The following is a 21,936-nucleotide window of genomic DNA, read 5'->3' as shown; positions in this document are numbered from 1 at the left end:
GTCAGCGCACCAATCCGATGAGTACGGCGAACGGCACCACCAGGTAGCCGGCGGTCAGCGCGACGGCGAAGACCAGCGCGACGTTCCGGGCCCGGCGCTCACCCCTCGGTGTCTGCTGGCCCAGGCTGCGGAACGCGCTGAAGGCGCCGTGGCGCAGGTGGAAGCCGAGGGCGACCACCGCGAGGGTGTAGAAGAGGGTCACGTACCAGCGCTCGGGCGCGAAGTCCGCCACCACGTTGGCCTGCGGCCGGGTCGGGTCGCCGACCGGGTTCAGGTGACCGGTGGTCAGGTCCAGAATGTGGTAGATCACGAAGAGGCCGATGATCACCCCACCCCACCGCATGGTGCGGGCGGCGTAGCTGCCCTGGATCTTCTTGCGGTGGGCGTACCTGACCGGGCGGGCGGCCCGGGCGCGTACCGCCAGCATGGTCGCGGCCCAGATGTGGGCGACCAGGGCGGCCAGGAGCACGCCGCGCTGCAACCACAGGTACCAACCGGCGGGCAGCAGGGGGGTGCCCAGCTCGCGCAGCCAGTGGGCGTAGTGGTTGAACGACTCGGGACCGGCGAAGATCTTCAGGTTGCCGAGCATGTGGGCGATGAGGAACAGCACGAGGAGCAGGCCCGTCACCGCCATGACGGCCTTGAGGCCGACGGTGGAGCGGATGGGCGACCGGGGTTTCGTGATTACCACTCCATCGACGCTAGAAGTAGTTTGATCAGTCGTCCAATGCATCGACCTCGCAGTCTTGATAGCCGTAGGCTATGTAGATGCAGCTCCATCAGCTGAAGTACTTCGTGGCGGTTGCCGAAGTACGACATTTCACCCAAGCCGCTGACCTGGTCGGCATCACCCAGCCCTCGCTGAGTAAGCAAATTCACGCCCTGGAGACCGACCTCGGGGCCCCGCTCTTCGAGCGGGTAAGGGGCAACATCACCCTCACCACGGCCGGTGAGGTGCTGCTGCCGCTGGCCAAGCGGATCCTCGCCGACGTGGAGACCGCCACCCGCGAGGTGCAGGAACTGGTCGGCCTGCGCCGGGGCCGCGTCCGCCTCGGCGCCACCCCCAGCCTGGCCACCTCACTGGCCCCGCCGGTGCTGCGCCGGTTCCGCGACGCCCACCCCACCGTCGACCTGCGGGTCGAGGAGGGCGGCTCCCAGGACCTCGTCCGTGACCTGCTCCGCGGCGATCTCGACCTCGCGCTGATCATCATGCCCGCACAGGGGGCCGACCCCGGGCTGCGCGTCGACCCCATCCTGCGGGAGAGCCTGGTCGTCGCCTCCGTCGACCCGCTGCCCGCGGCGGAGTGGACCGGCCAGTTGCGCGTCACCGACCTGCGCGACCAGCCGCTGGTCATGTTCCGCGAGGGCTACGACCTGCGCGACGCCACCCTCCAGGCCTGCCGGGACGCCGGGTTCGAACCGACCGTCGCGGTCGACGGCGGGGAGATGGACGCGGTGCTCAGCTTCGTCGAGGCGGGCCTCGGCATCGCCCTCGTCCCCGGCATCGTGGTCGCCCGCCGGGCCGGCGTCCGGGTCACCCGCCTCGCCCCGCCGGGCGTACGGCGGACGATCGCGGTGGCCCGCCGGCGCGACGTGGTGCCCACCCACGCCGGCCGGGAACTGCGCCGGATCCTGCTGGAGTACGTGCACGACGCCACCGGCGGCGACGAACTGCCTCCCGGGGTGGAGCCGCTCTGACTGCCCCGGTCGCGCACGCTGGAAGACGCCACGCCCCCCGTGCCGCCCCTACGCTCCCCGCATGGCACCTACCGGACGCGCCGTGGTCATCGGCGCCAGCATGGGCGGCCTGCTCGCGGCCCGGGCGCTGTGCGAGCGGTACGCCGAGGTGATCCTGCTCGACCGGGACGACCTGCCGGCGACCCCGACCAGCCGACGCGGCGTGCCCCAGGGACGCCAACTGCACGTGCTGCTGGACCGGGGACGGCAGGTGCTCGTCGAACTGTTCCCCGGCATCGGCGAGGAACTGACCGCCCGCGGCGCCTGCCCGGTCGACCTGCACGGCGAGGTGCACTGGTACAACGACGGGCACCGGATGCGCCGCGCCCCCTCCGACCTGGTCGCCTACGGCATGAGCCGGCCGCTGCTGGAGCAGGTGGTGCGGGAGCGGGTCGCCGTCCTGCCCGGCGTACGGGTGCTGTCCGGGCACACGGTCACCGGCCTGCTCGCCGAGGGCGACGGGGCCCGTGTCGTCGGGGTGCGGGTGATCCCCGGCGGGGCGGCGCGGGCCGAGACCACCATCGACGCGGACCTGGTGGTCGACGCCGGCGGCCGGGGCAGCCGCAGCCCGGGCTGGCTCGCCGAGCTCGGTCACCCGGCCGCGCCCGAGGAGCGGGTCGGAATCGACGTCACCTACGTCACCCGGACCTACCGCCGGGAACCGGGCCAGCTGGAAGGGCTGCTCGGCGCGCTGGCCAACGCGGTGCCGGGGCGGCCTCGCGCCGGCATCGTCGCCCCGCACGAGGACGGCCGGTTCGCGGTGGTGCTCAGCGGCGTGCTCGGGGAGCAGCCGCCCACCGACGACGCGGGCATGGCCGCCTTCGCCGGCTCGTTGTCCGCCCCGCAGATCGGTGAGCTGCTGCGCACCGCACTGCCGGCGAGCGAGCCGGTCCGGATGCGCTACCCGGCCAGCGTCCGCCGCCGCTACGAGCGGCTGCGCCGCCTGCCCGAGGGGCACCTGGTCTTCGCCGACGCGCTGTGCAGCTTCAACCCGATCTACGGGCAGGGCATCACGGTGGCCTCGCTGGAGGCGCTGCTGCTGCGCCGGCTGCTCGCCGAGGGCGGTGACCGGCTGGCCCGCCGCTTCTACCGGGGGGCGGCCCGGCTGATCGACGGCCCCTGGCAGATCTCCGTCGGCACCGACCTGCGCTTCCCCGAGGTCGTCGGCCGGCGCACCCTCAAGGTACGGCTGGTCAACGCCTATGTCGCCCGGCTGCACGCGGCGGCCACCACGGACGCCGACCTCGGCGCGGCCTTCCTGCGGGTGATCAACCTGGTCGACCCGCCGACGCGGCTGCTCACCCCGGGTCGCGTGCTGCGCGTGCTGCGCGGTCCGCGTCCGGCTCCGGCCTCGGTCCGGCAGGTCCAGCGCCACCCGGCCTGACCGGCGGGCGGGTCAGCGCCCCTCGGCCTCGTCCATCGCCCGGTAGATCCGCTGCTCCGAGACCGGGTACGGAGTGCCCAGCGCCTGCGCGAAGACGTTGACCCGCAACTCCTCGATCATCCAACGGATCTGCCGGACCGCCGCCGAGTTCCGTTTCCCCGGCGGCAGCGCCGCCAGCATGTCGGCGTACTCCTTGCGCACCGCCGCGATCCGGTCCTGCTGCTGGCGGTCCCGCTGCGGGTTGCCCGGAAGCCGGTCCAGCCGCCGGTCGATGGCGGTCAGGTAGCGCAGCAGGTCGGGCAGGCGGGCGTACCCGGTCTCGGTGATGAAAGCCGGGTGCACCAGGCCGGAGAGCTGCTGGCGGATGTCGGCCAGGGCGGCCACCACGGCCAGGTTCTGGGTCTTGCCGAGCCGCTGCTCCACCGCGTACGCGGCGGCGAGCACCTTGCGGACCCGGTCCATCACCTCGACCACGGTGTCGACCAGGTCGGCGCGGACCCGCTCGCGCAGCGCGGCGAAGCCGTCGGCGTCCCAGGCCGGTCCGCCCGCGTCGGCGACCAGCCTGTCGATCGCCGCGCCGGCCGCGTCCTCGATGAGCTGCTGCACCCCGCCGTGCGGGTTGCGGCTCAACGCCAGCTTCGCCTCGTTGGAGAGCCGGCCCTGCAGGAACCTCGCCGGGGACGGCACGGTCAGCCGCAGCAGCCGGCGGGTGCCCGCCCAGTGCGCGGCCTCCTGCTCGGCGGGGGAGTCGAACACCTTCACCCCGACGGTGGCGCCCTCGTCCACCAGCGCCGGGTACGCGGTCACCGCGTACCCGGCGCGGACCTGCTCGATGGTGCGGGGGAGAGAGTCGATGCTCCACTCCTTCAGGCCCGTCCGGGCGACGTCCGGCGCGGCGGCGGCCACGACCTGGCGTACCTCCTGGCGGAGCTGGCGTTGCAGGGCAGCGAGATCCTTGCCCTCGGCGACCGGCCGGTTCTCCTCGTCGAGCACCCGGAAACCGACCCGCAGGTGCGGCGGGAGCTTGCCGACGTCCCACGCCTCGCGCGGGACGGTGACCCCGGTCATCCGGCGTAGCTGCCGGGCCAGCGCGTCGAGCAGCGGCTCCTCGCCGGGGGTGATCGCGGCCAGGGCGGCGCGGGCGTAGTCCGGCACCGGGACGAAGTTGCGGCGCACCGCCTTGGGCAGCGACCGGATCAGCGCGATGACCAGTTCCTCGCGCAGTCCCGGCACCTGCCAGTCGAAGCTCTCCGCCGGCACCTGGTTCAGCAACGGCAGCGGGATGTCGACGGTGACGCCGTCGCCGGGGGCGGTCGGGTCGAAGGTGTACGTCAGCGGCAGGGTGACCCCGTCGGCCCGCCACTCGTCGGGGTAGTCGGTCTCGTCCACCCCGCCGCGGCCGGTGTTGACCAACAGCTCCCGGGTGAAGGTGAGCTGGTCGGGGCGTTCCCGACGGGCCTGCTTCCACCAGGCGTCGAAGTGCCGGCCGGAGACCACGTCGGCGGGGATCCGCTCGTCGTAGAACTGGAAGATCGTCTCGTCGTCGACCAGGATGTCCCGCCGCCGGGCCCGGTTCTCCAACTCTTCGACCTCGGCGCGCAGTCGCTGGTTGTCCTGCCAGAACTGGTGGTGGGTGGACCAGTCGCCCTCGACGAGGGCGTGCCGGATGAACAGTTCCCGGCTCAGCGCCGGGTCGATCCGCCCGAAGTTGACCTTCCGGGAGGTGACCAGCGGGATGCCGTACAGCGTGACCTTCTCGTAGGCCATCACCGCGGCCTGCTTCTTCTCCCAGTGCGGCTCGCTGTAGCTACGCTTGACCAGGTGCTGCGCCAGCGGCTCGACCCACTCCGGCTCGATCCGCCCGGCGACCCGGCCCCACAGCCGGGAGGTCTCCACCAGCTCGGCGGCCATCACCCAGCGCGGCGGCTTCTTGAAGAGCGCCGAACCGGGGAAGATCGCGAACTTCGCGCCCCGCGCCCCCAGGTACTCGTGCTTCTGGGCGTCCTTGAGCCCGATGTGCGACAGCAGGCCGGGCAACAGCGACTGGTGCACCTTCGGGGTGTCGATCTCCTCCGGCAGGTCCGCGCCGCCGCGCCGTGCGCCGCCGTCGGGCGCGGCCTGCGCGCTGTCGCGCCGGCCCCGTCGTCCGTCGCCGACCTCCGGCGTACGGCTGACCTGGCGCAGCTGGCTGACGATGTCCTGCCACTCGCGGACCCGCAGGTAGTTGAGGTACTCCGCCTTGCACATCCGCCGGAACGCGCCGGAGGACAGGGCGCGCTGCTGTTCCCGCAGGTACCGCCACAGGTTCAGGTACGCGACGAAGTCGGACTCGGCGTCGGCGAACCGGGCGTGTGCCTGGTCCGCCTGGGCCTGCTTCTCCGCCGGCCGTTCGCGCGGGTCCTGGATGGAGAGCGCGGCGGCGATCACGACGACCTCGGTGGCGCAGCCGTTGCGCTCGCCCTCCAGCACCATCCGGGCCAGCCGCGGGTCGACCGGCAGCTGGGCCAGCCGCCGGCCCAACTCGGTGAGCCGCTTCGCCGGGTCGTTCTCGGTCGGGTCGAGCGCGCCCAGCTCGTGCAGCAGGTTGACGCCGTCGGCGATGTTGCGCCGGTCGGGCGGGTCGATGAAGGGGAACGCGGCGATGTCGCCGAGCCCGATCGCGGTCATCTGGAGGATGACGGAGGCGAGGTTGGTACGCAGGATCTCCGGGTCGGTGAACTCGGGCCGGGTGAGGAAGTCCTGCTCGTCGTAGAGGCGGATGCAGATGCCGTCGGAGGTGCGACCGCAGCGCCCCTTGCGCTGGTTTGCCGACGCCTGGGAGACCGGTTCGATGGGCAGCCGCTGCACCTTGAGCCGACTGGAGTAGCGGGAGATCCGGGCGGTGCCCGGGTCCACCACGTACTTGATGCCGGGGACGGTCAGCGACGTCTCGGCGACGTTGGTGGCCAGCACCACGCGGCGACCGGCGTGCGGGGCGAAGACCCGGTGCTGCTCGGCGGTGGACAGCCGCGCGTACAGCGGGAGGATCTCGGTGCCGAGCAGGGACCGCTTCCTCTGCACCAGCTTCCCCAGCGCCTCGGCGGTGTCCCGGATCTCCCGCTCGCCGCTGAGGAAGACCAGGATGTCGCCGGGCCCCTCGGCGGCAAGTTCCTCGACCGCGTCGCCGATGGCCTGGATCTGGTCGCGGACGTTCTCCTCGTCGTCACCGGAGTCCTCCTCGGCCTCGGTCACCTCGATTAGCGGCCGGTACCGCACCTCGACCGGGTAGGTGCGTCCGGAGACCTCGACGACCGGGGCGGGCTCGCCGTCGGCGTCGGCGAAGTGCTTCGCGAACCGGTCGGTCTCGATGGTGGCCGAGGTGATGACGACCTTGAGGTCGGGACGGCGGGGGAGCAGTTGCTTCAGGTAGCCGAGGATGAAGTCGATGTTGAGGCTGCGTTCGTGCGCCTCGTCGATGATCAGCGTGTCGTACTGGCGCAGCATCCGGTCGGTCTGCAACTCGGCCAGCAGGATGCCGTCGGTCATCAGCTTGACCAGACTGTTGTCGCCGACCTGGTCGGTGAAGCGGACCTTGTAGCCGACCACGTCACCCAGTTCGGTGCCGAGCTCCTCGGCGATCCGGTCGGCGACGGTGCGGGCGGCGAGCCGGCGGGGCTGGGTGTGCCCGATGAACCCGTGCACGCCGCGTCCCAGCTCCAGGCAGATCTTGGGTAGCTGGGTGGTCTTGCCGGAGCCCGTCTCGCCGGCCACGATCACCACCTGGTGGTCGCGGATGGCGGCGGCGATGTCGTCCTTGCGTTCGCTGACCGGCAACTGCGGCGGGTAGGTGACCACCGGCACGGCGGCGCGCCTGGCGGCCAGCCGCGCCTCGGCTCGGGCCAGCTCGGCGGCGATCTCGGCCAGCGCGCTGTCGCGTCGCTGCGGGTCCCTGAGCTTCCGGACGCCGTCCAGCCGCCGCTGGAGGCGGCGCTGGTCGCGGAACATCAGGAAGTCCAGGCGGCGGTGCAGCTCGCGGACGGTGACGGCTGCGGCGGGTGCGGCGGGATTCTGCATGTCGTCGCCAAGGATAGGCAGCCCGAGGGCGGACCGCCCCCGGGTTACCGCCGCCTGGCGCAATCGAGGTCGATCTTGCCGGGATCGTCCGAAGGCGTGACGGGCGTTGCTGCCGGGGAACGCGGGCGGGCCGGGCTAGGCTGTCCGGCGACAGGACGGGGGCGCAAGATGGACATGCTGGACACGGACCGGGCGCTGGTCCAGGCCGCGACCGCGGTCGCCAAGCTGCGGTGCCGCAGTGACCGGCACACCGTTGCCGCCGCGGCCCGGACGGCCGACGGCCGGGTGTTCACCGGTGTGAACGTCGCGCACGTCACCGGCGGTCCGTGCGCCGAGCTTGTCGTCCTCGGAACCGCCGCGACCCAGGGCGTCAGCGAGCTGGAAACCATCGTCGCGGTGGGGGACCGCGGACGGGGGGTGGTCCCGCCGTGCGGGCGGTGCCGCCAGGTGCTGCTCGACCACGTCCCCTCGATCCACGTGATCGTCGGCCCGATGGACGCGTTGCGGCTGGTGCCGGTGGCCGAGCTCCTCCCCGATGCGGATGTCTGGGACGACCAGCGGCTCGACGCCTCCGCGCTCGTCCGCACCGGGCAGTGGCCGATGCCGACCGTCCCCGCCAGCCGCCCGGCCTCGGAGGACTGAGCGGCTTCCCGGCGCGCGTCGCCCAAGCGGTTCCGGTCAGGCGGGGGCGGTTCCGGTCAGGCGGGGGCGGTGCCCGGTCAGGCGGGAGCGGTGCCGGTGGCGCGGGCGCGGCGGCCGAACAGCAGGTGGTCGACGCTGAACCGGCCGGCGCCCACCCCGGCCAGCAGCAGGCTCGCCGCGCCGAGGGCGAGGACGAACTCGTAGCCGCCCTGGTCGACGAAGAGGCCGTTGCCGGCGTGCACGAAGAGGAAGGCGCCGGCCATGTTCAGCGCCAGTAGCAGGCCGGCGACGGTGACGCCCGCGCCGACGATCAGCGCCGCGCCGCCGGCCAGCTCGACCAGCGTGGCGAACCACGCCGAGAGGGTCGGCAGGGGTACGCCGGCCTCGCCGAAGAAGGCGGCGGTGCCGTCGACGCCGTTGGTGACCAGCTTCTGCCAGCCGTGGGCGAAGAAGACGATGCCGATGCCGATCCGGGCGAGCAGGATCGCGACGTCGCGGACGGGGGTGGGCAGGGTCATGCTGTTCTCCTCGGTCTGGTGTACGACGGACCGGCCTGCGGTGCGGACCACCGGCCGGTGGGTGACGGCTGGCGCGGGGCCCGGTTCGGCCGGGTAGAGCCGTGCCTGGGCCGGGCCGTGGTCGCCGGTGTGCCGTCGAGGTCCACCGTACCGAGAAACTATTGAAGGCTCAACTTTTGAGCATTCAACTTGAGGTTCGGATCACGATCCGGAAGTGACCGGGCCCGGGGTGGCGGTTCGGTCGATCCCCCGCCCACCGGGATCAGTTCGCCGGCCGCCCAGCGCCGGAGCTGGTCGGCGAAGTGCGGATCGTCGGGGCGCCCGGACGCGCCGAAGGGGACGATCCAGCGGCTGCGGGACCGATCGCCGAGATCCCACACGTAGCGGGCGACCGGTCCCCGCCAGCAGGCGTCGGAGACGCCGGGGACGCTGGCGGTGGCCAGTACGCAGTCGGTGTCGCCGCCGAGATCGACCCCGTCCCGCATGGCGGTCACCGCCGCGTCGACGACCGGCGCCACACCGAGGTAGACCGGCCGCAACAGGTGCCGCCGCCCCCAGCGCTGCGGCGGTTCGGTCGCGGCGTCGGCCAGGGCCACGGCCGCCACCGGCGCGATGTCGCCGCCGAGGCGGTGCAGCCCGGCCACCACGCCGTCGAGGGCGTGGCCGATGCGGGCCAGCGGATCCGTCCACGGCCGGAACAGAACGTCGTAGCCGCCGGGGGCGCGCAGTGGGCGCAGGCACGGGTGGTCGTGCAGCCGGCGGGCCAGCGCCGCGCGCCAGGCGGCGAACGCCCCGGCGTCGGTGCTGTCGGCCCTCATCCGCCCGTCCCAGGCGACGAGCCGTTCGCGTAGTGCGCGGGCCGGTGGGGTGAGTGTCTTGGGATCGAGCCGGGTGAGCAGGTCGCGCAGCGGCGTCGCGGCGAGCCGGGTGTCCATGTGGACGGTCTGCGGGGCGGCCCCGTCGGCGAGCAGGGCCCGGATCCGCCGGGCGCGGTGCGGCGGGGCGAAGTCGACGCCCACGTCGGCCACGTCCTCGCGGCGGTCGTTGGCGCAGACCGCGAACCCGTCGACCGGGGTGGGTTCCGACTCGGCGTACCCGCCGTGCCACCGGAAGCGCCGATCCCAGCCGGGCACCGGCTCCCGGCGGCACCGGTCGTCGCGCAGTGGCACGAGCCCGGCGACCAGGCGGTGGACGCTGCCGGTGCGGTCCGCCACCAGGACGCTGTTGACCGGCTCGACCCAGCCGGTCAGCGCGTCGGCGACGTCATCGACGGTGCGGGCGCGCAGCAGCGGCAGCAGCGCCTCGAAGCCCAGGCTCTCCTCGACCCGGGACGGGGTGCGCAGGCTGATCGCCTCTCCGGTGTGCCGGTCGCGGTCGATGACCGGTCCCCGGGGCGTCTCGATGATCTCCACGATCTCGTCGTCGCCGCCGCGTACCCTGACCCGCTCGGCGTGGCGCCGCGCCGGTACCCAGCCGTCGGTGTCGCGGACCAGCAACAGGTCGCCGTCGCGGCGCAGTTGTTCCCGGTAGAGGTCCTGGTAGTCGGCCATGGCGTTGGTGACCGCCCAGGCGACGTCGCCGGCGTGCCCGAAGTGGGGCAGCCCCGGCACGCCGGGGAAGGCGAAACCGAGCACGTCGAACTCGGGGCACACCAGGTGGATCTGCTGGTAGACGCCGGGCAGTTCGAGGACGCGGTGCGGATCGCCGGCGATGACCGGAGCGCGGCCGGTGGTGGGGTCACCGGGTACGGCCCAGGCGTTGCTGCCGGAGCCGCCCGGTCCCTCGACGGCGAAGAGGTCGGTCGCCGCCGGCCCGAGCGTGGCGGCGACGTGGGCGTGCCACAGCTTGTTGGGGAACGTCGAGAAGAGCACGTGCTGGACGAGGAAGACGCCGAGTGGCGACCACGGCCGCCACCGGCCGGGCGCACCGCCGACCGAGGCGAACTCCGGTGCGCCGGCGGCCCCCTCGGCGAGCCCGTCGTTCACGCCGTCGACATAGGCGGTGACCCATCGTCGGATGGCGGGCGGGAGGCGGTGGAAGCAGCGCTGCGCGGTGTCGTCGAGGCGGGCGCGCCGGGCGAACCGGTCCCAGGTCAGACCGGCGGGGCCGACGTGCTCGGCGAGCCGGCCCTCCGCGCGCCACCGCTCGGTCTCGATCTGCCAGGCCCGGTCGAGGGCGGCCGCACGGCCCTGGAGGCGGGCCAGGCCGTCGACCGTGTCGGCGTACAGGTGGGGGATGCCCCAGTCGTCGCGATGGATGCCGGTCACGAGGCCTCACCTTCCGGGCGCGACCGCACCAGGCGGATGCGGCCAAGAAGTTAGGTTACCCTAGCTTAGGTTAGGGTAACCTAACTAATGGGCCCGCCTGCGCGTGGTGCGCACCCCCTCACCCTTCGTGTCCACTCTCGACCCTGAGGACCAACATGAGTCTGTCCGGACCAACCGCCACGGCCCGGCCGGCCGCGGGGTTCCGCGCCCCGACGGCCACCGGCCGGGCCCACCTGTTCCACAGCGGCACGGTGGAGCACTACCGCCGGACACTGGCCGACGGGATCGCCCGGGTGGCCGCCCGGGTGGCCGCCACGGACGGACCGTGCACCGGCGTCACCCCCGAGCAACTCGCGCCCCGGATCGACGGCATCGACCTGGACCAGCCACTGGGCGACACCCGGGCGGCTCTCGACGAACTCCAGGACGTCTACCTGCGCGACGCCGTCTACTTCCACCACCCCCGCTACCTGGCCCACCTGAACTGCCCGGTGGTCATCCCCGCGCTGCTCGGCGAGGCGGTGCTCTCCGCGGTCAACTCCTCCATGGACACCTGGGACCAGAGCGCCGGCGGCACCCTGATCGAGCGGCGGCTCATCGACTGGACGGCGGACCGGATCGGGCTCGGGCCGGCCGCCGACGGCGTGTTCACCAGCGGCGGCACCCAGTCGAACCTGCAGGCGATGCTGTTGGCCCGGGAGGAGGCCGGCGCCCGGCTCGGCGACCCCGCCGGTGTCCGGCCGTCCCGGCCGGAGCTGCTGTCCCGGCTGCGCGTCATCACCTCGGTGGCCGGCCACTTCAGCGTGCAGAAGGCGGCGAAGCTGCTCGGCCTCGGCGCGGACGCGGTGCTGGCCGTGCCCACCGGCGCCGACCGCCGGATGCGTGCCGACGAACTGGCCCGGACGATCGACCGCTGCCGGCGCGACGGGCTGACCGTGATGGCCGTGGTGGCGACCGCCGGCACCACCGACTTCGGCACCATCGACCCGCTGCCCGCCGTCGCCGACATCTGCGCCGCGGCCGGGGTGTGGCTGCACGTCGACGCCGCGTACGGGTGCGGGCTGCTGGTCTCGCCGACGCGGCGGCACCTGCTCGACGGTATCGAGCGGGCCGACTCGGTGACCGTGGACTACCACAAGTCCTTCTTCCAGCCGGTCAGCTCCAGCGCGCTGCTGGTCCGCGACCGCCGGGTGCTGAGGCACGCCACCTGGCACGCCGACTACCTCAACCCGGCCCGCGCGGTCGAGCGGCGCATCCCCAACCAGGTCGACAAGAGCATCCAGACCACCCGCCGCTTCGACGCCCTCAAGCTCTGGCTGACCCTGCGCATCATGGGCCCCGACGCGGTCGGGGCGCTCTTCGACGAGGTCGTCGACCGGGCCGCCGACGCGTACCGGCTGCTCACCGACGACCCCCGCTTCGAGGTGGTGACCCGGTCCCAACTGAGCACCGTGGTGTTCCGCTACCTGCCGACCGGCCCCGGGCAGCGGTACGTCGACGACGCCAACCTGCACGCCCGCGAGGCCCTCGCCGCCTCCGGCGCCGCCGTCGTCGCCGGCACGAAGGTGGACGGCGCCCACTACCTGAAGTTCACTGTGCTCAACCCCGAGACCACCACCGAGGACGTGGCCCACGTCCTCGATCTCATCGCCGAACAGGCCGGCTGGTACGTGCGCACCCGCACGGCCGGCGAGCTGTCCTGCCCCGTCGGCTGACCAGGAGAGAACCGTGTCGACCCACGATTTCATCGCCGTCGGGCTGGGCCCGTACAACCTCGGCCTGGCCTGCCTGACGGAGCCGATCGGCGACCTCGACGGCCTGTTCCTGGAGGCGCGGGACGCCTTCGACTGGCATCCCGGCATGTTGCTGGAGTCCACCCGCCTGCAGACGCCGTTCATCGCCGACCTGGTCACCCTGGCCGACCCGACCTCCCCGTACTCCTTCCTGAACTACCTGAAGGAGTCCGGTCGGCTGTACCCGTTCTACATCCGGGAGAGCTTCTTCCCGCTGCGCAGCGAGTACAACGAGTACTGCCGGTGGGCCGCCGCGAAGCTGTCCAGCGTCCGGTTCGGCCACCGGGTCACCTCCGTCGAGTACAACCCGGCCGACGAGCGGTACGTCGTACACGCCGAGGCGGCCGGCGAGCGGGTGACCCACCGCGCCCGGCACCTCGTGCTCGGCACCGGCACCCCGCCGTACCTGCCGAAGGCCTGCCGGGACCTGGGCGGCGACCTGATCCACAACTCGCGGTACCGGGAGCACCGGGCGGCGTTGCGGGCCAAACGGAGCATCACGGTGGTCGGCAGCGGGCAGAGCGCGGCGGAGATCTACCACGACCTGCTCGCCGACATCGACACCGGCGGCTACCAGCTGAACTGGGTGACTCGCTCGCCACGGTTCTTCCCGTTGGAGTACACCAAGCTGACGCTGGAGATGACCTCGCCGGACTACGTGGACTACTTCCACGCCCTGCCCGAGCCGACCCGCTACCGGCTGGAGGCCGAGCAGAAGGGGCTGTTCAAGGGTGTCAACGCCGACCTGATCAACGACATCTTCGACCTGCTGTACGCCAAGAGCGTCCACGGCCCGGTGCCGACCCGGCTGATGACCAACACCGCGCTGGCCACGGCCGCGTACGACGAGGGGACCGGGACGTACACGCTGGGGCTGCGCCACGAGGAGCAGGGCCGCGACTTCACCCTCGACACGGAGGGCCTCGTCCTGGCCACCGGGTACCACTACCAGGTGCCGGAGTTCCTCGCGCCGATCCATGACCGGCTCCGCTGGGACTCCCACGGCCGGTTCGACGTGGCCCGCAACTACAGCATCGACCACTCCGGCCGGGCTGTCTTCCTACAGAACGCCGCCACCCACGCGCACAGCATCACCTCGCCCGACCTGGGCATGGGGCCGTACCGGAACTCCTGGATCATCCGGGAGCTGACCGGCCGGGAGCACTACCGGATCGAGGAGCGCATCGCCTTCCAGGAGTTCGGCGTAGCGGAGGCGGCGTCCACGGGCACGGCGGGCGGGCCGGTCCCGCGGCCGCGGAACGAGGTGCTCCGGTGACCGGGCCGAGCTGGCGTTGGCACGACGACCGTCTGGGCGAGTTCACCCTGCGTCCGGTCGACCCCGACGGTGACGCGGCGCTGCTGCACCGCTGGGTCACCCACCCCAGGTCGGCGTTCTGGCTGATGCGGGACGCCGACCAGAGCCGGGTGGCCGAGGAGTACCGGCGGATCGCCGCGCACCCGCACCACGACGCGTACCTCGGCTCGTGGCGCGGCCGGCCCGGGTTCCTCGCCGAGCGGTACGACCCCGCCCACGTCGAACTCGTCGGCCGCTACGACCACGCCGAGGGCGACGTCGGCATGCACTTCCTCTGCGCGCCCACCGACACCCCCGTGCACGGCTTCACCCGGGCGGTCATCACCACCGTGATGGCGTGGCTGTTCGCCGACCCCACCACCCGCCGGGTCGTGGTCGAACCGGACGTGCGCAACACCGCCGTGCACGCGCTCAACGCGGCCGTCGGTTTCACCGTCGTCGGCCCGATCCGCAAACCGGAGAAGGACGCCCTGCTCAGCGTCTGCACCCGGGACCAGTTCCTGGCCGCCACCCGAGGAGACGTACCCGCGTGAACCCGACCACATCCGTGGACCACCTGACCCCGCGACGCTGGGCCGAGGCCAACCGGCTGCTGGTCCGCAAGGCCCTCGCGGAGTTCGCCCACGAACGCCTGGTCAGCCCAGAACCGATCGGTACGGACCGCTACCGGGTACGCGCCGACGACGGCACCGTCGAGTACCGGTTCCAGGCCCGGCTGCTCGCCCTCGACCACTGGCGGATCGACCCGGCCAGCATCACCCGGCACGCCGGCGACCGGGAACTGCCCCTCGACGCCGTCGACCTCTGCCTCGAACTGCGGGGCGCGCTCGGGCTCAGCGACGAGGTCCTGCCGGTGTACCTGGAAGAGATCACCTCGACACTGGCCGGGACGGCGTACAAGCTCGGCAAGCCGCAGGTGAGCGCCGCCGACCTGGTCGAGGCGGACTTCCAGGAGATCGAGACCCAGATGACCGAGGGGCACCCCTGCTTCGTGGCCAACAACGGCCGGATCGGTTTCGGGGTGCACGAGTACCACCGGTACGCCCCGGAGGCGGCCCGGCCGGTCCGGCTGCTCTGGTTGGCCGCGCACCGGGACCACACCACCTTCAGCTGTGCCGCCGACCTGGACTACGACACCCTGGTCCGCGCCGAACTCGGCGCGCCGACCCTCGCCCGTTTCGCCGACACCCTGACCGGCCTCGGCCTGGACCCGGCCGACTACCTGCTCATCCCGGTGCATCCCTGGCAGTGGTGGAACAGGCTCGCGGTCACCTTCGCCGGCGAGGTCGCCCGGCGGGACGTGGTCTGCCTCGGTGAGGGGCCGGACGAGTACCTCGCCCAGCAGTCGATCCGGACCTTCTTCAACGTCACCGAACCGGGCCGGCACTACGTCAAGACGGCCCTGTCGGTGCTGAACATGGGCTTCATGCGCGGACTGTCCGCCGCGTACATGCAGGACACCCCGGCCATCAACGACTGGCTCGCCGCCCTGGTCGACGGCGACCCGGTGTTGCGGCGTACCCGGTTGTCGATCCTGCGGGAGCGGGCCGCCGTCGGGTACCGCCACCGCCAGTACGAGGCGGCGACCGACCGGTACTCCCCGTACCGGAAGATGCTGGCGGCGCTGTGGCGGGAGAGCCCCGTTCCCGGCCTGGAGCCGGGCCGGCGGCTGGCGACCATGGCGTCCCTGCTGCACGTCGACCGGGCCGGCCGGTCGTTCGCCGGCGCGCTGGTCGCCCGGTCGGGCCTGCCGGCGGCGCGGTGGCTGCGCCGTTACCTCGACGCCTACCTGGTCCCGCTGCTGCACAGCCTCTACGCCCACGACCTGGCGTTCATGCCGCACGGGGAGAACGTCATCCTGGTGCTGCACGAGGGCACGGTCGAACGGGTGATCTTCAAGGACATCGCCGAGGAGATCGTGGTGATGGACCCGACGGCCGAGCTGCCGCCCCGGGTGCGCCGGGTCCAGGTCACCGTCCCCGAGGACGAGAAGATCCTGTCGATCTTCACGGACGTGGTCGACTGTTTCCTGCGCCACCTCAACGCCATCCTGGTCACCGAGGGCGTCCTCGACGAGGACACCTTCTGGCGCACGGTGGCCGAATGCGCGGCGGACTACGCCGACAGCGTCCCGCACCTGGCCGACCGGCTACGCCGGTACGACCTGTTCGTCGCCGAGTTCCCGCTGTCCTGCCTGAACCGGCTGCAACTGCGCGACAACCGGCAGATGGTCGACCTGGCCGACCCGTCGGCGGCGCTCCAGTTCGTCGGCACCCTGGCCAACCCGATCGCCCGCTTCGCCCCGCCGCGATGAGCACCGTCGCCCCGCCGACCGTCGAGGCGGTCCGGCCCGCCGCCCCGGTCCGCCGGCGGTGGTGGATCCTGGCGGTGCTCTGCCTGACCCAGGTGATCGTGGTGCTGGACAACACCGTGCTGACCGTGGCGGTGCCGGTGCTCACCACCGAACTGGACGCGACCACCACCGACGTCCAGTGGATGATCAACGCGTACGCCCTGGTGCTGTGCGGCCTGCTGCTCAGCGCCGGCAGCGCCGCCGACCGGTACGGCCGCCGCCGGATGCTCCTCGCCGGCCTGGTCCTGTTCGGGGCCGGCTCGGTCGCCGCCGGGCTGGCCCGTTCCAGCGGCCAGCTGATCGCGGCCCGGGGCGCCATGGGGATCGGTGGGGCCCTGCTGGTCACCGCCACCCTCGCGGTGGCCATCCAGGTCTTCTCCGGGGCGGAGCGGCAGCGGGCGATCGGCCTGTGGGCGGCGGCCAGCGCCCTGGGGTTCGCCGCCGGGCCGCCGGTCGGCGGGGCCATCCTGGCCCACCTGCCGTGGCAGGCCATCTTCCTGGTCAATCTCCCGGTGGTGGTGGTCTGCCTGCTGGCGGTCCGGGGGCTGGTGCCGGAGTCCCGCGACCCGCGCGGTGGCCGCCCCGACATCGGCGGTGCGCTGCTCTCCACGGCCGGGCTCGCCGGGATCGTCTGGGCGATCATCGCCGGCCCGGACGAGGGGTGGACCGCCCCGGCGGTGTGCGGCGCGGCCGGCGCCGGCGTGCTGCTGCTGGTCGCCTTCGTGCGCTGGGAACGGCGGATCCCCGACCCGATGCTGGACATGGGCCTGTTCCGGCACCGCCGGTTCGTCGGCGCGGTCTCCGGCGTCGTGCTGATCACCTTCGGGGCGACCGGGGCGCTGTTCCTGCTCACCCAGCAACTGCAGTTCGTGCGCGGCTACTCGGCCTGGGAGGCCGGCCTGCGGATGGTGCCCTTCGCGCTCTCCATCGTGGTGCTCAACGTCTCCGGGGCCGCCGCCGCGCTGATCCGCGGGTGGGGGGTGCCGGCGGCGATCGCGGTCGGCATGACGATGCTGGCCGCCGGGCTCGCGTTCGTCACCCACGCCCCGGGCGACGGGTATCCGGCGCTGCTCGCCGGGCTGCTCGTGATGGGAGCGGGTTGCGCGCTGGCCAACCCCGCCATCGTGGAGGCGGTGATGAGCGCGATCCCGGTGGAGAAGGCCGGTGCCGGGGCCGGGGTGGACGGCACCATGACCGAACTCGGTGGCAGCCTCGGCATCGCCGTGCTCGGCGCGGTGCTCAACGCCCGGTTCGCCGCGCTGCTGCCGGCCGCCCTGGCCGGTGCCGGGTCGTTCCCGGCGGCGCTGGCCGCCGCGCGTGGCGAGGCCGAACGGGGGCAGGTCACCGACGCCTTCCGGGTGGCGTTGGAGACCGGGCAGACGGTGGGCGCCCTCGCCGTCCTCGCCGGCGGGCTCGTCGCGGCCGGGCTGCTGCGCCGCGCCGAACGCGCCGGTTGACGCCACCCGAGGCCGGCTGACCGGGGTCACCTGCCGCCAGGTGGGAGGACGGGCGGCCGGGTGGGTTCGCGTCGGCCGGATGGCTGGCCGCCCGCCCGGCAGGGCCGGGCGGGCGGCGACGGACCGGTCAGGCGGCGGTGGACCAGATGGCGCGGAAGGCGGCGGCCTCCCCGGCCAGCCACTGCTCCACCTGCTCCGGTCTGGCGTCGGCGGGCGTCCGGTGGGCCACGCCGCGCCGCACGTCGACCAGGACCGGCTCGGCGTGCGGCAGTACCGCGTCCATGTGCCGGGCCATCAGGTGCAGGGTGGCCAGGGTCGCCTCCCCGCTCGGCGGGGCCTCGTCGAAGTGCAGCCGGACCGCCTCGGCGCGGCCGTCGGCGTATCGGACACCGAAGTGCGGGTTGATCTTGACGGGCAGGTCGCCGAGCATGGCGAGCGCGTCGCGGGTCTGGGCCAGGTCGACGCCGGCCGGGTCGCCGAGGGACTCCAGCCAGGCCGTCGCCCCCGGAACGAGCGCCTGGTAGAGCGGGCGCCAGCGGGGCTTGACCAGATCGGCCACCTGTGCCAGGTGGGTGCCGCCGGTGTGGAAGGCGACGTCGGCCTTCAGAGCCTTCACGAACTGGCCGTGCGGGTTGAAGCCGGAGCGGCTGGCCCGCTGGCGGCGCAGACCACCGACGAAGGTGGCCTTGGTCGGCCCGGTGCGGTCGACGTACCGGGTGAAGCCGAGGAGGGTGGCGTAGGGGGTGAGCGGGGTGGCGGAGGTGGGCGCGGTCACGGGCGTCCTCCCAGGTCAGCAGCTCGATTAGTACACACATTCTAATCGACGGGGGTGACATCGCCCAGGGGGTCGGCCCCTCGGTTCCTGCTCGGCTTGGTGCACCCCGGTTGCGGCAGAGCGGGGTGTCGCGCAGGAGTCGGTGCCACCACATGCCGCGATCGGAGTGGATCAAGGCCCGGTGGGAACAGCTCAACCCGATCGCCACGCTGACGGCTGTTCCCTCGTCGATCGCCCTGCCGCGACTGGTGGCCGACGGCGTCGCGGCCGACGCGGGGAACCTGGGCTGGACGGTGTTGCCGGACGCCTTCGCCATGCCCGCTGCCGGTCTGCCCGCCGCACGTCCACGCCGGGCAGCGCACGGGCGGATGCTCCTACAGCTGCCCGACGTCGGTGATCCGGATGACCGCGGCACCCGCCTCGTCCGACGCCGCGAGGTCGACCTCGGCGCTGATGCCCCAGTCGTGGTCGCCCTCCGGGTCGTCGAGGATCTGCCGTACCGTCCAGCGTTCCCGGCCCTGCTCGATCATCAGCAGCGCCGGCCCGCGCGCGTCGGGACCCACCCCGATCTCGTCGTACGAGGCGAAGTACGGCTCCAGCGCGTCCGTCCAGGCGTCGGCGTCCCACCCGTCGGCGCCGTCGAGTTCGCCGAGGAGATCCCAGCGGCGCAGGGCGGCCAACTCGACCCGGCGGAACAGCGCGTTGCGCACCAGCACCCGGAACGCCCGGGTGTTGCGGGTCACCGCCGGTGGACGGTCCTCCAGCGCGGAGGCCACCTCGGCCACGTCGGACGGGTTGCGCAGCCGCTCCCACTCGTCGATCAGGCTGGAGTCGACCTGGCGCACCAACTCGCCCAGCCACTCGATGAGGTCGACCAACTCCTCGGTCTTGGCGTCCTCCGGGACGGTCTGCCGCAGCGTCTTGTACGCGTCGGCGAGGTACCGCAGCACCAGACCCTCGGACCGGGTCAGCCCGTAGAACTGCACGTACTCGCCGAAGGTCATCGCCCGCTCGTACATGTCGCGGACCACGGACTTGGGGGAGAGCTGGTGGTCGGCTACCCAGGGGTGCCCCTGCCGGTACAGCTCGTACGCGTTGCCCAGCAGCTCCGCCAGGGGCTTGGGCCAGGTCACCTCGTCGAGCAGTTCGAGGCGTGCCTCGTACTCGATGCCCTCGGCCTTCATCGCGGCGACCGCCTCGCCGCGTGCCTTGAACTGCTGGGCGGAGAGCACCTGGCGCGGGTCGTCGAGGATCGACTCGATGACCGAGAGCACGTCGAGGGCGTACGACGGGGACTCGACGTCGAGCAGTTCGATGGCGGCCAGCGCGAGCGGGGACAGCGGCTGGTTGAGCGCGAAGTCGAGCTGGAGGTCGACGGTGAGCCGGACCCGCCGGCCCTGCTCGTCGGGCTCGTCGAGTTGCTCGACCACACCACCGGCGCGCAGCGCCCGATAGATCGCGATGGCCCGGCGGATGTGCCGACGCTGCGCGGCGCGCTCCTCGTGGTTGTCGGTCAGCAGGTGCCGCATCGCGGCGAACGCGTCGCCGGGGCGGCCGATGACGTTGAGCAGCATGGAGTGGCTGACCTGGAAGCTGGAGGTCAGCGGCTCCGGCTCGGCCTCCACCAGCCGCTGGAAGGTCGGCTCGCCCCAGCCGATCGAGCCCTCCGGCGGCTTCTTCTTGACCACCTTGCGGCGCTTCTTCGGGTCGTCGCCGGCCTTGGCCAGGGCCTTCTCGTTCTCGATGACGTGCTCGGGGGCCTGCACGACCACCCGGCCGAGGGTGTCGAAGCCGGCCCGGCCGGCCCGCCCGGCGATCTGGTGGAACTCGCGGGCCTTGAGCAGCCGGGTTCGCACCCCGTCGTACTTCGACAGGCCGGTGAAGAGCACCGTGCGGATCGGCACGTTGATGCCGACACCGAGGGTGTCGGTGCCGCAGATGACCTTGAGTAGCCCGGCCTGAGCCAGGGTCTCCACCAGGCGGCGGTACTTGGGCAGCATGCCGGCGTGGTGCACGCCGATGCCGTGGCGCACCAGCCGCGACAACGTCTTGCCGAAGCCGGAGGTGAACCGGAAGTTGCCGATCGCGGCGGCGATCATGTCCTTCTCGGCGCGGGTGCAGACGTTGACGCTCATCAGGGCCTGGGCGCGTTCCAGGGCGGCGGCCTGGGTGAAGTGCACGACGTACACCGGGGCCTGCTTGGTCTCCAGCAGCTCCTCCAGGGTCTCGTGCAGCGGCGTCATCGCGTACGAGAAGAGCAGCGGGACCGGCCGCTCGGCGGAGCGGACGACGGCGGTCGGCCGGCCGGTACGCCGGGCCAGGTCGTCGACGAACCGGGTGGTGTCGCCGAGCGTGGCGGACATCAGGACGAACTGCGCCTGCGGCAGTTCGATCAGCGGTACCTGCCACGCCCAGCCCCGGTCCGGCTCGGCGTAGAAGTGGAACTCGTCCATGATCACCTGACCGACGTCGGCCCGCGCGCCCTCCCGCAGCGCCAGGTTGGCCAGGATCTCGGCGGTGCAGCAGATGATCGGGGCGTCGGCGTTGACGCTGGCGTCGCCGGTGAGCATCCCGACGTTCTCCGCGCCGAAGACCTCGCAGAGCGCGAAGAACTTCTCCGACACGAGCGCCTTGATCGGGGCGGTGTAGAAGGTCGTCCGGTCCTCGGCCAGGGCCGCGAAGTGCGCCGCGATCGCGACCAGGCTCTTGCCGGAGCCGGTCGGGGTGTTCATGATCAGGTTCGCCCCGGAGACGATCTCGATGACCGCCTCCTCCTGGTGCGGATAGAGGTCCAGGCCGCGCTCGGACGCCCAGCCGGCGAACGCGTCGTAGAGGGTGTCGGGGTCGGCGGTTCGCGGGAGCGCGGCGGTGAGAGTCATGGCGCTCCCATCGTGCCCGCAGCACGCCCCCGCGCGCCAACCGGGGCCGGCCCGGTGGGAAAGTGGGGGTCAGCGGCGGCGGTGGACGAGATCGAAGACCTCGCGGCCGGCGGTCAGGGCCCGGCGCTCGAACTTGGTCACCGGCCGGTGCGCGGGTCGCGGCGCGAAGCCGCCGTGCACGTCGACCAGTTCCGGGTCGGCGGTGAGTGTGGCGCGCATCGACTCGGCGTACTCGGCCCAGTCGGTGGCGCAGTGCAGCGTCCCGCCGGGGCGCAGCCGGGACCGCAGCAGCGCCACGTGGACCGGCTGGATGATCCGCCGCTTGTGGTGCCGGGCCTTCGGCCACGGGTCGGGGAAGAAGACGTGCACGGCGTCCAGGCACCCCTCGGGCATCGCCCGAACCAGCTCCAGCGCGTCGCCCCGAGCCACCCGGACGTTGCCCAGCCCGTGCCGTTCCACCAGCTCCAGCAGGTTGCCGATGCCCGGGGTGTGCACCTCGACCGCCAGGTAGTCCCGGTCCGGGTCGGCGGCGGCCATGGCGGCCGTGGCGTCACCCATCCCGGAGCCGATCTCCAGCACCACCGGGGCCCCACGGCCGGCAGACGCCGGGTCGAACGGGCCGTCCAGGGCCGCGATGTCGAGGCCGTACCTGGGCCAGAGGCGGTCCAGCGCCTCCGTCTGGCGGCCGGTCATCCGGCCGCGCCGGGGGTGGAAGGTGCGGATCCGGGCGGCGTGGGTCGCGCCCGGGGCGGTGGGGTTCGGG

15 protein-coding genes are annotated in these 21,936 nt (G+C 72.8%); 8 read left to right on the top strand and 7 right to left on the bottom strand.

Going from position 1 to position 21,936, the window contains the following annotated elements; genetic code table 11:
- Nucleotide 1: 1 nt before the first annotated feature.
- Nucleotides 2-733, bottom strand: a complete 732-nt coding sequence (locus E1165_RS16365) for a succinate dehydrogenase cytochrome b subunit (RefSeq protein ID WP_132392364.1) — start codon at nt 731-733, stop codon at nt 2-4.
- Nucleotides 734-768: 35 nt separating this feature from the next.
- Between E1165_RS16365 and E1165_RS16360 the strand changes: the two genes are divergently transcribed.
- Nucleotides 769-1,698 carry a LysR family transcriptional regulator gene (locus tag E1165_RS16360; protein WP_132392362.1) on the top strand — a complete coding sequence of 310 codons (930 nt, stop codon included), beginning with the start codon at nt 769-771 and terminating at the stop codon, nt 1,696-1,698.
- A gap of 61 nt (nt 1,699-1,759) precedes the next feature.
- Entirely contained in the window at nt 1,760-3,121 is a 1,362-nt protein-coding gene (locus tag E1165_RS16355; RefSeq protein ID WP_132392360.1) for a squalene monooxygenase, read from the top strand.
- A 12-nt stretch (nt 3,122-3,133) separates the two neighbouring features.
- On the opposite strand, the gene hrpA is transcribed toward E1165_RS16355, so the two are convergent.
- Nucleotides 3,134-7,174, bottom strand: coding sequence for an ATP-dependent RNA helicase HrpA (gene hrpA, locus E1165_RS16350; protein WP_132392358.1), 4,041 nt, complete (start codon nt 7,172-7,174; stop codon nt 3,134-3,136).
- Nucleotides 7,175-7,342: 168 nt separating this feature from the next.
- Here hrpA and E1165_RS16345 point away from each other — a divergent pair, with 168 nt between their 5' ends.
- On the top strand, nt 7,343-7,816 hold the full coding sequence (locus tag E1165_RS16345; protein ID WP_132392356.1) for a cytidine deaminase: 474 nt from the start codon (nt 7,343-7,345) through the stop codon (nt 7,814-7,816).
- Between the two features lie 77 nt (nt 7,817-7,893).
- Here E1165_RS16345 and E1165_RS16340 read toward each other — a convergent pair whose 3' ends face one another.
- Complete coding sequence (locus E1165_RS16340; RefSeq protein ID WP_132392354.1) at nt 7,894-8,334, bottom strand: DoxX family protein; 441 nt, start codon at nt 8,332-8,334, stop codon at nt 7,894-7,896.
- A 158-nt stretch (nt 8,335-8,492) separates the two neighbouring features.
- Complete coding sequence (locus E1165_RS16335) at nt 8,493-10,601, bottom strand: penicillin acylase family protein (protein ID WP_132392352.1); 2,109 nt, start codon at nt 10,599-10,601, stop codon at nt 8,493-8,495.
- 155 nt (nt 10,602-10,756) lie between these two features.
- Between E1165_RS16335 and E1165_RS16330 the strand changes: the two genes are divergently transcribed.
- The 5 genes from E1165_RS16330 to E1165_RS16310 are packed head-to-tail and all read left to right on the top strand — an operon-like array spanning nt 10,757 to nt 17,519.
- Nucleotides 10,757-12,316 carry an aspartate aminotransferase family protein gene (locus tag E1165_RS16330; protein ID WP_132392350.1) on the top strand — a complete coding sequence of 520 codons (1,560 nt, stop codon included), beginning with the start codon at nt 10,757-10,759 and terminating at the stop codon, nt 12,314-12,316.
- A 13-nt stretch (nt 12,317-12,329) separates the two neighbouring features.
- The gene (locus tag E1165_RS16325) at nt 12,330-13,670 is read left to right on the top strand and encodes a lysine N(6)-hydroxylase/L-ornithine N(5)-oxygenase family protein (protein WP_132392348.1); all 1,341 of its coding nucleotides are present in this window, start codon (nt 12,330-12,332) and stop codon (nt 13,668-13,670) included.
- Nucleotides 13,667-14,242 carry a GNAT family N-acetyltransferase gene (locus E1165_RS16320; protein WP_132392346.1) on the top strand — a complete coding sequence of 192 codons (576 nt, stop codon included), beginning with the start codon at nt 13,667-13,669 and terminating at the stop codon, nt 14,240-14,242. Before E1165_RS16325 ends, E1165_RS16320 begins: the two co-directional genes overlap by 4 nt.
- Nucleotides 14,239-16,023: an IucA/IucC family siderophore biosynthesis protein gene (locus tag E1165_RS16315; RefSeq protein ID WP_132392344.1), complete on the top strand. Its 1,785-nt coding sequence runs from the start codon at nt 14,239-14,241 to the stop codon at nt 16,021-16,023. Before E1165_RS16320 ends, E1165_RS16315 begins: the two co-directional genes overlap by 4 nt.
- On the top strand, nt 16,020-17,519 hold the full coding sequence (locus E1165_RS16310) for an MFS transporter (RefSeq protein ID WP_132392342.1): 1,500 nt from the start codon (nt 16,020-16,022) through the stop codon (nt 17,517-17,519). Before E1165_RS16315 ends, E1165_RS16310 begins: the two co-directional genes overlap by 4 nt.
- Nucleotides 17,520-17,646: 127 nt before the next feature.
- Here E1165_RS16310 and E1165_RS16305 read toward each other — a convergent pair whose 3' ends face one another.
- The 3 genes from E1165_RS16305 to trmB form a co-directional block, all read right to left on the bottom strand.
- Nucleotides 17,647-18,294: a hypothetical protein gene (locus E1165_RS16305; RefSeq protein WP_132392340.1), complete on the bottom strand. Its 648-nt coding sequence runs from the start codon at nt 18,292-18,294 to the stop codon at nt 17,647-17,649.
- Between the two features lie 374 nt (nt 18,295-18,668).
- Nucleotides 18,669-21,173 (bottom strand): RNA helicase, encoded by a 2,505-nt coding sequence (locus E1165_RS16300; protein ID WP_132392338.1) that lies wholly within the window; start codon nt 21,171-21,173, stop codon nt 18,669-18,671.
- A 69-nt stretch (nt 21,174-21,242) separates the two neighbouring features.
- On the bottom strand, nt 21,243-21,936 hold a 694-nt coding region (gene trmB / locus E1165_RS16295), incomplete at its 5' end, for a tRNA (guanosine(46)-N7)-methyltransferase TrmB (protein ID WP_243704812.1).

Origin of the sequence: Micromonospora sp. KC723 (genome assembly GCF_004348595.1) — a bacterium.
In the GTDB taxonomy this organism is placed as follows: domain Bacteria; phylum Actinomycetota; class Actinomycetes; order Mycobacteriales; family Micromonosporaceae; genus Micromonospora.
This window is presented reverse-complemented; position numbering and strand designations above follow the sequence as displayed.